A 12,956-nucleotide genomic window follows, 5' to 3' on the forward strand; every position below is an offset into this window, starting at 1 on the left:
AGCGACATATCTGGGCAGGCAATCTGAACCGTCAATCAGTCCCCGCCCGAAGACATCGCTAGGTCAGAACCGCCCCGTGATCGAGAAACGGGCATTTAGCGGCGCGCCTACCGTTGCCTGATGGGTACTGTGCGAGCTTGGGAAATAAACAGTATCAGTCAGATTTTCGATGTTGACCTGCAGACGCAGATTTTCGGTGACGTCGAAATGTGCTGCCGCATCGATGCGGGTATAGGCCGGCAGAACGGCGGTATTTCCGTTATTGATAAAACTCTCATCCTGATGAGTCAGTCCAAGCCCGAAACCAATGCGATCAGATACCTGAATGGAATTCCAGATTGAAAACATATTTTCAGGAAGCTCTCGTAGGCGAAGGCCGGTTGGCCCGTCGCGATCAACCTGTTCACCATCAAGATAGCTATAGCCCGCCGAAACAAACCAATTGTCTGTTATCTGGCCTTTAAGCTGCAATTCGAAGCCTCGAATTTGCGAATCAATAATATCCAGAGTTGATGGGTCAGCATCATTGGGTTGTGGAGAGCTTTGCTCAATTTCGAAAAAGGCGGCCGTAAAGCTGAAACCCTGTTCGAAGTCCCATTTAATCCCTGCTTCAAGGTTCGTGAAAGTATTGGGGTCGAGGGCATTATTGGTGCCATTGATATTCGCAAACTGTTCCCCGCTGCGTGGCAGGAAGCTCTCGCTATAGCTTGCATAGAAAGATATATTTTCCTGTGGTTTGATAATTAGACCGGCGCGTGGTGAAAATTCCTCATCCTTGCGGGTCCGGATATCTCCGGCAGGCACATTATTTACGGTGATGTCAAAACTGTCAAAACGACCGCCAAGCACAACATTGAGCCAGTCTGTCAGCTTGATTTCGTCCTGAATGTAAAATGAGAACACATCAATATCGACCTGAGTGAAGTCATTCAGATCGACGGTGAAGTCGTTGGTTGTGGCGATGCCAGCGGCGTTTACGCCTAAACCACCGCGCAAGTTCAGAGGGCGCTGGATCGCGAAGACTTCATTGTCGTCCATTGTTGTATCCCAAAACGCGTTGAAGCGATCCTGGTCGGATGACGTATTGATATATTCGCCACCAAAAATAAGCGTGTGACCGAGGCTGCCTGTTTCAAATTCTCCAACCAGATTGCCCGACAAGATCAGATTCTGACGCTCGGTGGTGTCGATATAACCATCCAGGGTGACAACGTTAGGCGTACTGGCTTGATCATAGGATGAAGCGTAAAAGTTTGAGTAGACCTTGTCATAGTCGCCATAAAATGCGCTGAAATTGGCTTTGAAATTCTCCGAGAATGCATGTTGCAAATTGGCACGCAACAAGTGCGCTTCCAGCTCGGTGAAGTTAAGCTCGGGATCACCGAAAATAACGTTTCTAAGGGCAGAAACCGGACGACCATCGGCCCCTGTTGGAATGCCGCGGTCGATGAAGCGTTCGTGGTCGGCATATTCATATGAAAGATCAAGCGTCGTATCAGGTCCCATCTGGAACCGTACGGTTGGATTGAAACCGATTCGATCGCCATCATAAAAATCGCGATGATTGTTCAAGCTCTCGTAGGCTGCATTGACACGAACCCCAACATTTTCACCAGCTGCGATGTTGATATCACCCTGGATGCTGAATTCGCCAAAAGTGTCGATAGCAATCTGACCGCCGCCAAAGGTTTCGCCAATCGTACCTTTCTTGGTAACCCGATTTAATATGCCGCCGGTGCCGCCGCGACCAAATAGAAGCGCATTCGGACCACGTAGGATTTCGACCTGCTCCAGATTATACAGGCCGCGATAATATTGCACATCGTCACGAACACCATCGATATAGAAATCAGCAGTCGAACGAACGCCACGAAAAACGACTGCGTCACGATGGCCTTCGCCCTGCGTATTGTTGACGCCCGGTGTATAGTCGACGATCTGGCCAATGTTGGTATAGCCCCGCTGCTTAATCTGGTCGGCAGTCACGATAGAAAGGCTCTGCGGAACATCGATAATCGGCGTTGGCGTTTTAACAGCGTTGACCTGATTCGAATAAAGGACGTCACCCGTCACCACGATATCATCTCTGCCATCCATTGATTCGGATTCGCTTGTTTCCGCGTGCGCAGCGGCAGGAATCATCATGGTGGTGCCTAAAAAGGCGGAAATGACTTTATTCTTCAGCATTGATGATTTTCCTATAGCCAGTTTTTGAGATAGATTCTCATTATCGCGGTTTGGTAATGATAATGATTATCACAAGCAATGAAAAATATGGCATGAAACGATTTTCCTTGAAGATCAGGAATGATGATGTTTTGTGGCAACAGTAATTACTCACGGAGAGATCAATGAAAGCGACCATCTGGCACAATCCCAAATGTGGTACGTCCCGCAAGACCCTGGCTTTGCTTGAAGAAGCGCCTGGCGTGGAGGTGACGGTTGTCGAATATCTAAAAAACCCGCCCAGCCGTGCCAAGCTGGAACAGCTTTACCGCGATGCTGGTATCGCCCCGCGAGAGGGCCTAAGAACGCGCGGTTCGCCCGCTGAAGAAATGGGGCTGACAGATGACAAGGCGACTGCGGACCAGATATTGGATGCCATGGCCGCCGAGCCGATCCTGATCGAGCGGCCTTTGGTAGAGACGGATAAAGGGGTTCGGCTATGCCGGCCGCAGGATCGGGTTCAAGAGATCATCTGACGGCCCGATACTCAGCTTGAAAGAAGTTCAGACCCCGTCGGATCACGCCTATGTGTGTTATTGCAGTTTACAGTATGAAGGGCGGGGTTGGCAAAAGCTGCACCGCCGTCAATCTGGCGTGGAATAGCGCTACCAAATCGGCCCGGCGCACCTTGGTCTGGGATATTGATCCTCAAGGGGCAGCATCGTTCATCCTCAATGGTGATCGGCACAAAAAAGACCGGGCACGCGCCATGATATCGGGTGATATCAAGCCGACCAAGCTGATCAAGGCAACAGATATGGAGAATATCGACCTGCTTGCAGCCGATGTTTCGCTGCGCGGCCTTGATCGGTTCTTTTTTGAATTGAACAAGAAAAAGCATCTCGGCAAAATTCTTGGCCAGCTGAAGAAAGACTATGATCGCATAATATTGGACTGCCCACCGGGCCTTACAGAAACGAGCGAGCAGATTTTGCGCAATGCCGATCTGGTGATCGTGCCGGTTATCCCCTCACCGCTTTCGGAGCGTGCGCTGACCGACGTGCAGGCGTTTCTCGATTCACGTCGGCGGAAACATGCGCCATTGCTACCTGTTTACACGATGGTTGATCGCCGTCGGAATATCCATAATCAGGGCCTTGCCAAACATCCGAGATGGCCAACTATTCCGATGTCTAGCGATATTGAGCGGATGACTCGTTTGAAAAAACCAGTAGGTGCATTCGCGCCACGTAGTCCGGCAGCCGCTTCCTATGCGAAAATATGGCGTGGAATAGAGAAGAAGCTGTCTAAACTCTAGACCGCATTGCTTGCGGTCTCGAACCTGTTCATGCGATCCCGCTGTCAACTATGCAGCGCGTTCACCGATTGAACTGGTGTCTGGATTATAGTCCTTGAACAGATCCAGCGCGTCATGCGGTGCCATGGGCCGACCAAAATAATAGCCCTGAATCTTGCTGCAGCCGAGCTTCTGGATCATCTTGACCTCTTCTTCGGTCTCCGCACCTTCTGCGGTAGTCGACATTCCCAGACTATCTGCCATGGCAACCACAGCGCGGATAATCGCAAGGCTTTCGGGTACTTTCTTGGCGGCACCCTGCACGAAGCTGCGGTCTACTTTAATGGTTGAGAAACGGGTTTTGCGCAGATAGCCGAGCGATGAATAGCCAGTGCCGAAATCGTCTAGCGACAGGTTGATACCCAGTCCGATAATCTGATCGAGCACCTGAGTTGCGCCGGTGCCCTCGCGCATAAAGATGCTCTCAGTCACCTCAATTTCCAGGCGGTTGGCTGGCAATTGGCTTTCTTGTAGCGCAGATACAACCATATCGAGGAAGTTGGGATCAGTCAGTTGATCAGCGGACACGTTGACCGCCACCTTGATGGCTGACGGCCAGTTCATTGCCTCTTTACAGGCTGTACGCATCACCCATTCGCCAATCGGTACAATCAGCCGCGCATCCTCGGCAAGGGGAACGAACTTTGCAGGAGAAACAACGCCAAATTCCGGATTGGTCCAGCGTAGTAGAGCCTCGAAGCCCAAAACGCCGCCGGTATCTGCGCTCACGACCGGCTGGTAGTTGAGCGAAAATTCATCATTATCAAGCGCCTTGCGCAGGGCGATTTCCATGACCCGACGTTCTTCGGCGTGGACGTGGAGTTTTGGCTCATATTGGTTATGCGCGCCGCCGCCCTGGTCCTTTGACCGGTAGAGCGCTAAATCGGCACTGCGCATCAGCATTTCAACCGTGCGACCATCACGCGGCCCGATTGCTGTCCCAACACTGGCACCGATATATAGAGTGTGCTGATCAACCTCATAGGGGCGCGACAAGGTATCGATGATCTTTCTGCCAAGCATGTCCATATATTGGGAATCGCTTGCGTCCTTAATCACAATCGCAAATTCGTCTCCGCCCAGGCGTCCGCAAAGCTCGTTGTCTGTCATAATCGAACGCAGCCGTTCGGAGACGCGCGCTAGCAGGCGGTCGCCTACCGGATGGCCCAATGTATCATTGACCGCCTTAAAGCGATCAAGATCGATCATCATGAAGCCGCAGCGTCCGTTCCACTTGTCGGAATTCTGCTGGGCTTTCCCCAAAGTCTCGGTCAGTTGCAATCGGTTGGGTAAGCCTGTCAGCGTATCAAAGCGTGCCATATGCGAGATTTTATCTGCGGATTCTCGTTGTTCGGTAACATCGGATCCCACACCGCGAAAGCCGTGAAAAATTCCATTCTCATCGAGCTTGGGCGATGCTGAAATTTCCCACCAGCGGGTGACATCATTTATCATGACCGGAACCAGCATGTTGCTGAAACTGTCGCGCCGTTTCAGCTTTTCCGCCAGTTCATGCAGGGCAGGGGGGAATTTGCCCGAGTCCCAGGCCTGTCCGGCAACTAATTGCAGGAAAGGTCGCCCTTCAATATCATCTGCGGTCCGACCGACAGCGTGCGCAAAGCGCGGCGAAACATGCGTAAGGCGGCGCGATGTATCTGTCTGCCAGAGCCAGTCAGCACCCGTATCTTCAAATTCGCGCAGCAGAAGGCTGACCACCTCTTTCTTCTCGTTCAAATTGGCCTCGGCAATCTTGCGATTGACGAACGACCGTCCGTTCATCAGGCAGGATGCAATCAGCAGCATCGCGATGGCAGCAGAGGCCATCGCCATCTGATAGCCGTTGATCAAATACCAGCCCAAAGCCGACGATAGGCCGCACATACTGATGAAGATAATACTGGCAAGCGGTACAGCCGACATCAACATGGCCGACCCAACCATCAGGCATAAGAGCAGCGCCCATATGCCGACCATAGTATTGAGATCGCCCGATGGACCAAACAGGATGATGGCCACCGACCATAACAGCCCGCCGGCTGCAGAAGTGAGTACGACGTTAATATTCTCCCGCCGGGAAATACTCTTGCGTTCCCATACGGCATCCTTGCGGGATTTGACGTAGGTATAAATGTACAGACCTAATAGCGCGAGTGTCCAAGCGGTAAGCAGCATCCAATTTACCTGGCCAATGCAAAACTGAATGGCCAATATGCCGCAGGTTATGGATCCGATCATCTTGATGAAGTCGTTCTGGTGCATGCCTTCAAATTGCAGCACACGGATACGGCCCCAATCCATGCCTTCTGGGTCGGCAATTCCCAGCAGAACACTTACGGGTATTTCTTGCGGCAAGCCCGATGATGATGACAGTTTTTCTTCCACGCTTTGCCCTTACGCGGAAAATCTTATCGAAAAGTAAGCATGCACCTATTTTTTCGATTTGTGGTTAATCGGTATTAACGCCTTTAGTAGCTGATTTTATGCCGCAACATCGTAAGGCTGGATATCACCGGAAAGATAAAGGTTGCGTGCCTTGGCTCGGCTGAGCTTGCCAGAGCTGGTACGCGGCAATGTCCGTGGTGGCACCAGTTCGATGACGCAATTCATCCCGGTAATTGCACGAACCTTTTCGCGTATCTCGTCACGCAGACGCAATCGCTCAATCTCGTCGGACGTACGGCACTGCACCAGCACGGCCGGCGTCTCGTCGCCACCCGGCGTGGTGATTGCAAAAGCGGCAATGTCGCCGGCCTTGAATCCAGGCAATTGTTCCACGGCCCATTCAATATCCTGCGGCCAGTGGTTTTTACCATTGATGATGATCATATCTTTGGCGCGGCCCACAATGTAGAGATAGCCTTCTGACAGATAGCCCATATCTCCCGTGTCGAGCCAACCATCGACCAGACATGCATCGGTGGCTTCCTGATCACGGTAATAGCATTCCATGACAGACGGACTTTTCATCCATACTTTACCCACGGCTTTTTCTGGCAAGACGCTGCCATCTTCCTCGCGAATTTCGAGCACCGTATCACGCACCGGTTTGCCGCAATTGACAATCGCGCGATAACGTTTGGGGCGACTACCATCGGCCTGCTTTTCACCCGCCAGTTCGGTTTCTTCAACCAGTTCGACTTCCATGCCTTCGCCTGGCGGCATTATGGTCACGGCCAATGTGGCCTCTGCCAAACCATAGCTGGGCAAAAAGGCTTTCGCGTCAAATTGGGCTGGCGCAAACGCATCGGTAAATCGCTGCATCACGTCGGGGCGGATCATGTCTGCGCCATTACCAGCTAGCCGCCAGCGTGACAGGTCAAAACGTTCGGCGACATTGGACTGGCTACCGATCCGGCGAGCACAGATTTCATAGCCGAATGTTGGCGAGAAACTACAAGATGTCCCGGGATTGCGTGAAATCAGGTCCAACCATGACAAGGGCCGACGAGCGAAATCGGATGTTTTCAGATAATCGGTCGAAACCTGGTTACACACCATTGAGATGAAACAGCCTACGAGCCCCATATCGTGATAAAAAGGCAACCAGGATACACAGCGGTCCTCTTCACTGACATTCATACCATGCGAATGTGATCCGACATTATGCAGCAGCGCCTTGTGCGACACGGCTACGCCATGCGGGAAGCGGGTCGATCCACTGGAATATTGCAGATAGGCAATATCGCTACTCTTGGCTTGCGGCAGCTCGCACTCCGGTACATCTTGTTCCGCAAATTTGTCCCAACCAGATACGGGAATATCGCGCGATTGACCTGCGGCCGCGGCGAGTTCTTCAATTTCGTCAGGAAACAGCAACATGGCCGGATCGCAGCTATCAAGCTGGACACCAATCTGATCGATATAACTTTCCTTACCGCCAAAAGATGTTGGCAATGGTAGCGGTACCGGCCACGCGCCCGCGTAAATTGCGCCGAAAAACAACGCACAAAATTGCGGTTCTGTGTCTGCAATGAGAGCGATTCGATCGCCCGGCTTAACGCCGAATTCGATCAGGCGGCGTGCGGCGGCCATGGCATCGCTTTGCAGCTCTTTAAAAGGATAAACCCGCACAAGCGAAGCACGGGCGTCATGAAAGTTAAAGCCTCTTTGCCCCTGTGCCGCGTAATCAAGCGCTTCGCCCACGGTTTCAAAGTCGGCAAACCGGCGCGGAAGACTATCGGCGGTCGGGGTTGGTGTCAGCTCAGTCATACAAAATCCATTTTCCAGAAGGTCCAGCCTTCTTACAAATCGTCATTTTTCTAGATATTCAGCCAAAATTTGAATGATATTCAGCCGAAATAACCCTAATCAAGTCCTATTGCTGTCCAGTGGCGTTTAAATTTCGGCTCTACTGTGGCACAAAAAGGGCAGCGGTTCTTTATGAGAGGTGAAGCGTTGAAAAATAGCGGTAAAGCGTTGGATCAAAATAGCTTGCAAGAGCTGGGCCTGCGCTATGTCAGCCGATATGCAACTACGCGGCACAAGTTAAAATCCTATCTTTTCCGTAAATTACGTGAACGTGACTGGTCCGGTGACCAGCCGGCCGACGTCGAAACCTTGGTCGAGCGCTTTGCTGAGCTTGGTTATATTGATGATGTGCTTTTCGCCAAAAACCGGGCGGCCGGTCTGATCAGCCGGGGCTACGGCAAACGCCGTGTCTCACAAGCGCTATATCAGGCGGGAATTGCAGAAGGTGATGATCGGCAGGCGCTTGACCTTAGTGAAGATAGAAAATGGGATGCAGCTCTCACCTATGCGCGCAAGAAATCCATTGGCCCGTTTGCGCATCAGCAAGCGGATCAGGATAAATGCCGCAAGCAGCTGCAGGCATTCCTGAGAGCCGGGCACGACTTTGATATCGCTTCGCGATTTGTTTTTGCCAAGCCGGGAGAAGAGGTCGAAATAGAGTCTTAGCCAATCGATTACTTGTGCTAAATCATTTTGATAACAACAGGAATCGCCAGTTTACAATTATTATGCTATAAAATTCGCGTTCGAGTCTTTTGGCTTACGGGATTTATGATTCGAATAGTGGCTTCGGAGATGTGTTGTGGCAAGTTTATATGCGGACCCCGCCAGGGCTGAAGATGGTTCGGCCGGCGATGATTTGACCAGTGATCGCGTAGTTGGCGAACGTTCGGGCGATGATAGAACCGACGGGGAATTGGCAGCAGCCTCCATTTTGAAAACCACTGGACATGTGAAATGGTTCGACTCCCATCGCGGTTTTGGGTTCATTATCCCCGATCTAGAACAAGATGATAAGGGAGCTCTGAAGCCGGGTCAGGACATATTGGTGCACTGGACGGTTTTGGAACCGCTTGGCCGCCGGGATCTTCCCGAGATGGCGCTGGTAACTTGCGAATATGTTGATGCTGCCAAAGGGCTGCAAGCGACAAAAATTCTTGATATTGATGAATCCAATTGCGAGCAGCTGGTCCATCGGCCGGCACCTGAAGCGCAGCGCAAGGCCATTCATGTTGTGGATGACGAGACAGCCTTTGTTGAAGCCGAAGTAAAATGGTTTAATCGCGCCAAAGGTTACGGTTTTCTGATCGTCGATGGCGTAGATGGCGATATTTTTGTCCATATGGAAACGCTGCGTAATGCCGGGATTGGCGAAATCATGCCCGGTCAGCACTTGCTGGCGCGTATTGATGCCGGTGACCGTGGCCACATGGCGGTGCAGATCAGCAGTCCGCAAGCTTTCGAGTAGCGGCTATTTGCCCATGATCGGATATTTCAAACAGGCGATTGTGCCGGTCCTGCTTTTGGTTTTAGCCGGAGCGACAGGATGTTCTGTGCAGGCTGGCGATAGGGACAACAAATCACCACAGGCCGAGCAGCAGAAAGACGGTACGCTTTCGAAAGCTGGTCTCCGGCTGGTTGCGCTGACCATATCATCTGGCGGGCAGTCACATGTCTTTACAGTTGAACTCGCCGGTACCGCTCAAGAACAGGCCCGCGGTCTGATGTTTCGCAAGGAATTGGCGCCTGACAAAGGTATGATTTTTCCTTTCACCGAGACACGTATGGCGAATTTCTGGATGAAAAATACCGTGATTCCCCTTGATATCATCTTCATCCGGAGCGACCGCACAATTGAGTCTATCGCGGCGAACACCACGCCATATTCTCTTGACCCAGTTGAGTCCGGCGAACCGGTTGCTGCGGTTCTGGAACTGGCTGGCGGACGGGCCGCCGAGTTGGGTATCGTCCCGGGCGATAAAGTGGAATGGCCAGATTGAACCGAGGCATGGTGTTGTCGCTATGATCTCAGCGCATTTTTTAATTGCGAACCCCCCACTCGTGCCGCTAAGCGGTCTCCCATGGGAATATTAGGCAAAATCTTTACATGGTGGAGCGGTGCAACCATCGGCACTGCATTGTTCAGCGCGCGCAAGGGCAAGTCAGTTGGCGAAGATGTTTTCGGCAATAAATATTATCAGACCAAGAATATTGCCAAGGATGGCGACAAGCGCTGGGTAATCTACTCGGGCGCCAACGATGCTAGCCTGGTGCCTCCCGAATGGCATGGTTGGCTGCACAAAAGCTATGACGAGATTCCGCAAAGCCATTTGCCGCAGCCGCGCATCTGGGAAAAAGAGCCAACCGGTAATCTAACCGGTACCGTAGAAGCCTATCGTCCTGCTGGTGCTTTGGAAGCGGGCGGTGTGCGGGCGGCAGCCACCGGGGACTATGAGCCATGGAACCCGGCCGAGGCCGAATGATCGCGCTACGCAGATCTCTCCTCTCCTCTAAGATCCGGTTGTTACCGGCTATCGCAGGCGCTTTGTTGTTGTCGGGTTGCGGACTGTTTAGCAGTGATGGCACAGATGATGAAAATACCGGACAGCCTGCTGAAAAAGCAGAACTGGCTGCCACGGACGATGACGAACTTGTTCAGCCTGTGACTGAGCAGATCGGGACGCCTATGGCAGAACGGGTGGCGACTCTCGGTTTTTTGAACAAACGCAATGGTTTAACCCGCGACCTTGAATTGAAACCGGGTCAGTCGGTTCGTATTGGCCGTGCTATTGTTCGCCTGCGCGCTTGCGAACGTACTGCCCCTTGGGAGTTGACCCCGGAGCAAGGGGCGTTTGTTCAGCTTCTGGTCAACGACCGTCCGGCGACCAGAGGGGGCGATGACAATTGGCGTAGGGTTTTTTCCGGCTGGTTATTTCGCGAATCACCCTCGCTCAACGTGGTCGAACATCCGATCTATGATGTCTGGGTCAAAAGTTGTGCGATGAGCTTTCCGGGTGAAGAAAGCCCGCCTTCAGATGCGGCCAATCCGACCGCTCCGCGTGCGTCGTCGTCCAATGATGCTAACAGCATATCCAGCGTAGCAAATGACGGCGCAGAGAGCGAGGCTGATGCAGAAGCAAGTCCCGTTGCACCGGTTCCGGCACCTGTTGTTCCCGTTCCGGAGGCTGCTCCACTGCCGGTGCCCGAATCGGCTCCGGAACCGTCCGACCTCATTGGAGATTTGATCGCAGAAAATGCGGACGAAGGATAATTCTGTGCAAGCCGGAGTTGCTCAAGATATTCGGCTTGGCTAATTTCGACGGCGCCGAGCGATGCCAAATGATCGGTCATGAATTGACAATCCAGCAACATGAACCGGCCCACAATCAGCCGCGCCACTAACCATGCCAGCGCAACTTTGGAAGCGTCACGGGCTCTGGAAAACATGCTCTCGCCACAAAAAGCACCGCCGATAACCAGACCATAAAGTCCGCCGACAAGCTTTGTTGTGCCATTGTCCGTGACAGACCAGCATTCCACGCTATGGGCCCGGCCCTGTTCGTGGAGGGCACAAAAGGCATTTTCAATGTCCGCATTGATCCATGTTTCCTGACGATCACTTGCGGATTCGGCGCAAATGGCAATAACTTCGGCAAAGGCGGCATCAGCGGTGACGTGAAAGCGGTCTGACCGGATAGTTTTGCGCAAGGATCGCGACATCCGAAAACCGTCAAGCGGCATAACCGCCCTTGTTTTCGGTTCCACCCAGAATGTCTCCGGATCGTCCCGCGCGTCAGCCATCGGGAAAATGCCGGAAGCATAGGCTTTCAACAACAGTTCAATGTCTATCGCCATTAACCCGCCTGGTTCACCACATTGCTAAGCAGAATCTTGGCTTCATCAGCAACTTTTTGGGCAACGGACATATATTCGTCGGCAAAACCCGCGCCGCTGCGCCAGGCGATACCGATACTGCGCGATGCTGCCCATCCATCCACTGCAAGCAAGGCGATATCACCGCCATGAGCCAGTTCGGAACGCACATAAAGTGCCGGCAAAATACCCAGACCAAGGCCGGATGCCACCATCTGACGAACGCTGTCCAGACTGGTGCCTTCATAATCCTGCAGTAGGTGCATGCCATGTAAGCGGCATTGTTCAGCGACGTCGCGATGCAGATGATGACGGCGATCGAGACTGAGAACCGGCGCGCCATAAAGATCATCTTTCGAAATCTTGTTCTGGGTAGCCAGCGGATGATCCGGAGGCGCAACCAACATTAAAGGCTCTCGGAATAAGGGTTCGATGGTCAGGTTTTCGCCTTCAATCGGCAACGGTCCCAGCAACATGTCGATAGACCCTTTGACCAGTTCCATGGCCTGCAGGTCGGGAATACCCTCACGCATATAAAAGCGCAGATCCGGCTGCGCACGGTGCAATGCGGCGATCACTGGAGGCATCAGATAGGGGCCGAGAGTGGGGGATACACCAAAGCGTAACGTACCGGCCAAACTCTCGCTGGCTCGCTCGGCAAGGTCCCGAATGTCCTTGACCTGCACCAGAACCCGGCGCGCGCGCTCGGCTATCTCGCGGCCTATGGGAGACAATTCTGCTCCATGCGTGCGCCGCTCGACCAGCGTCACGCCCAGCCGTGCTTCCAGTGCACGCAACTGATGGCTCAAGGTCGGCTGAGAAGCGCCAGCGGCCTGCGCTGCGCGGCCAAAATGCCGATGATCGGCAACGGCAACAAGATATTGGAACTGACGTAAAGTAGGCATAGGGGGGACCTCTTCATATGATAGATGTTATCTATTGATTATTCAATTTTCATTCGATTGGAAATATCAGCAACTTTCCGTAATATCAAGCTCAACAGAAGCGAAGATGACAGAAAAAGAAAGGAAGACATGCAGAAATATCTGAACAGTCTGATCCGCAAACATCAAAAGCTCGACAAGCAAATTTCCGGCACCAATCAAGACACAGATGAACTCCGTGAAAAGAAAAGACTGAGGTTGGAGTTAAAGGATCATATTACCCGCCTTCAGCGTGGCCCCGAGCGCGAAACAACTTAGGCGAGAACCTTATTACCCCCCCCCGACCTGGGGCAGCAGCTTTCCCTCTTTCCGCTGCTGCCCCATTTTTTTCGGGTTCCATTTTCATGAATAGACATGCCCAATCCCTG

Annotated in this window: 12 protein-coding genes and 1 pseudogene; 8 read left to right on the top strand and 5 right to left on the bottom strand. The window is 52.5% G+C overall.

The window, feature by feature from the left end; genetic code table 11:
* Window positions 1–63: 63 nt before the first annotated feature.
* Window positions 64–2,187 (bottom strand): TonB-dependent receptor, encoded by a 2,124-nt coding sequence (locus tag DG177_RS11385; RefSeq protein ID WP_337658756.1) that lies wholly within the window; start codon window positions 2,185–2,187, stop codon window positions 64–66.
* Window positions 2,188–2,351: 164 nt separating this feature from the next.
* Here DG177_RS11385 and arsC point away from each other — a divergent pair, with 164 nt between their 5' ends.
* Both arsC and DG177_RS11395 read left to right on the top strand, forming a co-directional pair.
* Entirely contained in the window at window positions 2,352–2,702 is a 351-nt protein-coding gene (gene arsC / locus DG177_RS11390; RefSeq protein ID WP_108811587.1) for an arsenate reductase (glutaredoxin), read from the top strand.
* Between the two features lie 50 nt (window positions 2,703–2,752).
* Window positions 2,753–3,484 (top strand): AAA family ATPase, encoded by a 732-nt coding sequence (locus DG177_RS11395; protein ID WP_108811588.1) that lies wholly within the window; start codon window positions 2,753–2,755, stop codon window positions 3,482–3,484.
* A gap of 48 nt (window positions 3,485–3,532) precedes the next feature.
* On the opposite strand, the gene DG177_RS11400 is transcribed toward DG177_RS11395, so the two are convergent.
* Window positions 3,533–5,905, bottom strand: coding sequence for a putative bifunctional diguanylate cyclase/phosphodiesterase (locus DG177_RS11400; protein WP_337658757.1), 2,373 nt, complete (start codon window positions 5,903–5,905; stop codon window positions 3,533–3,535).
* A 96-nt stretch (window positions 5,906–6,001) separates the two neighbouring features.
* Complete coding sequence (locus DG177_RS11405) at window positions 6,002–7,732, bottom strand: fatty acyl-AMP ligase (RefSeq protein ID WP_108811589.1); 1,731 nt, start codon at window positions 7,730–7,732, stop codon at window positions 6,002–6,004.
* A 171-nt stretch (window positions 7,733–7,903) separates the two neighbouring features.
* On the opposite strand from DG177_RS11405, the gene DG177_RS11410 reads away from it, so the two are divergent.
* The 5 genes and pseudogenes from DG177_RS11410 to DG177_RS17730 form a co-directional block, all read left to right on the top strand.
* Window positions 7,904–8,437, top strand: coding sequence for a RecX family transcriptional regulator (locus DG177_RS11410; RefSeq protein ID WP_108811590.1), 534 nt, complete (start codon window positions 7,904–7,906; stop codon window positions 8,435–8,437).
* Window positions 8,438–8,573: 136 nt separating this feature from the next.
* Window positions 8,574–9,239, top strand: coding sequence for a cold-shock protein (locus tag DG177_RS11415; RefSeq protein WP_337658758.1), 666 nt, complete (start codon window positions 8,574–8,576; stop codon window positions 9,237–9,239).
* A 13-nt stretch (window positions 9,240–9,252) separates the two neighbouring features.
* Complete coding sequence (locus DG177_RS11420) at window positions 9,253–9,771, top strand: DUF192 domain-containing protein (protein ID WP_108811591.1); 519 nt, start codon at window positions 9,253–9,255, stop codon at window positions 9,769–9,771.
* A gap of 81 nt (window positions 9,772–9,852) precedes the next feature.
* A complete protein-coding gene (locus DG177_RS11425; RefSeq protein ID WP_108811592.1) occupies window positions 9,853–10,254 on the top strand; it encodes an NADH:ubiquinone oxidoreductase subunit NDUFA12 in 402 nt (133 codons plus the stop codon).
* Between the two features lie 203 nt (window positions 10,255–10,457).
* Window positions 10,458–10,709, top strand: a pseudogene (locus DG177_RS17730) (DUF2155 domain-containing protein); the annotation flags it as partial.
* Window positions 10,710–10,744: 35 nt separating this feature from the next.
* Here DG177_RS17730 and aat read toward each other — a convergent pair.
* Window positions 10,745–11,626, bottom strand: a complete 882-nt coding sequence (gene aat / locus DG177_RS11435) for a leucyl/phenylalanyl-tRNA--protein transferase (protein ID WP_108811593.1) — start codon at window positions 11,624–11,626, stop codon at window positions 10,745–10,747.
* The gene (locus tag DG177_RS11440; RefSeq protein ID WP_108811594.1) at window positions 11,626–12,549 is read right to left on the bottom strand and encodes a LysR substrate-binding domain-containing protein; all 924 of its coding nucleotides are present in this window, start codon (window positions 12,547–12,549) and stop codon (window positions 11,626–11,628) included. Before DG177_RS11440 ends, aat begins: the two co-directional genes overlap by 1 nt.
* A gap of 24 nt (window positions 12,550–12,573) precedes the next feature.
* Between DG177_RS11440 and DG177_RS11445 the strand changes: the two genes are divergently transcribed.
* Window positions 12,574–12,846, top strand: coding sequence for a hypothetical protein (locus tag DG177_RS11445; RefSeq protein ID WP_108811595.1), 273 nt, complete (start codon window positions 12,574–12,576; stop codon window positions 12,844–12,846).
* Window positions 12,847–12,956: the final 110 nt, after the last annotated feature.

This window comes from Sphingorhabdus sp. Alg231-15 (assembly GCF_900149705.1).
GTDB lineage: Bacteria > Pseudomonadota > Alphaproteobacteria > Sphingomonadales > Sphingomonadaceae > Parasphingorhabdus.

What these genes read in the sequence shown, in the direction of transcription:
- DG177_RS11385 (WP_337658756.1), bottom strand. Translation starts at nt 2,187, where the DNA reads ATGCTGAAGAATAAAGTCATTTCCGCCTTTTTAGGCACCACCATGATG.
- arsC (WP_108811587.1), top strand. Translation starts at nt 2,352, where the DNA reads ATGAAAGCGACCATCTGGCACAATCCCAAATGTGGTACGTCCCGCAAG.
- DG177_RS11395 (WP_108811588.1), top strand. Translation starts at nt 2,753, where the DNA reads ATGTGTGTTATTGCAGTTTACAGTATGAAGGGCGGGGTTGGCAAAAGC.
- DG177_RS11405 (WP_108811589.1), bottom strand. Translation starts at nt 7,732, where the DNA reads ATGACTGAGCTGACACCAACCCCGACCGCCGATAGTCTTCCGCGCCGG.
- DG177_RS11410 (WP_108811590.1), top strand. Translation starts at nt 7,904, where the DNA reads ATGAGAGGTGAAGCGTTGAAAAATAGCGGTAAAGCGTTGGATCAAAAT.
- DG177_RS11420 (WP_108811591.1), top strand. Translation starts at nt 9,253, where the DNA reads ATGATCGGATATTTCAAACAGGCGATTGTGCCGGTCCTGCTTTTGGTT.
- DG177_RS11425 (WP_108811592.1), top strand. Translation starts at nt 9,853, where the DNA reads ATGGGAATATTAGGCAAAATCTTTACATGGTGGAGCGGTGCAACCATC.
- aat (WP_108811593.1), bottom strand. Translation starts at nt 11,626, where the DNA reads ATGGCGATAGACATTGAACTGTTGTTGAAAGCCTATGCTTCCGGCATT.
- DG177_RS11440 (WP_108811594.1), bottom strand. Translation starts at nt 12,549, where the DNA reads ATGCCTACTTTACGTCAGTTCCAATATCTTGTTGCCGTTGCCGATCAT.
- DG177_RS11445 (WP_108811595.1), top strand. Translation starts at nt 12,574, where the DNA reads ATGTTATCTATTGATTATTCAATTTTCATTCGATTGGAAATATCAGCA.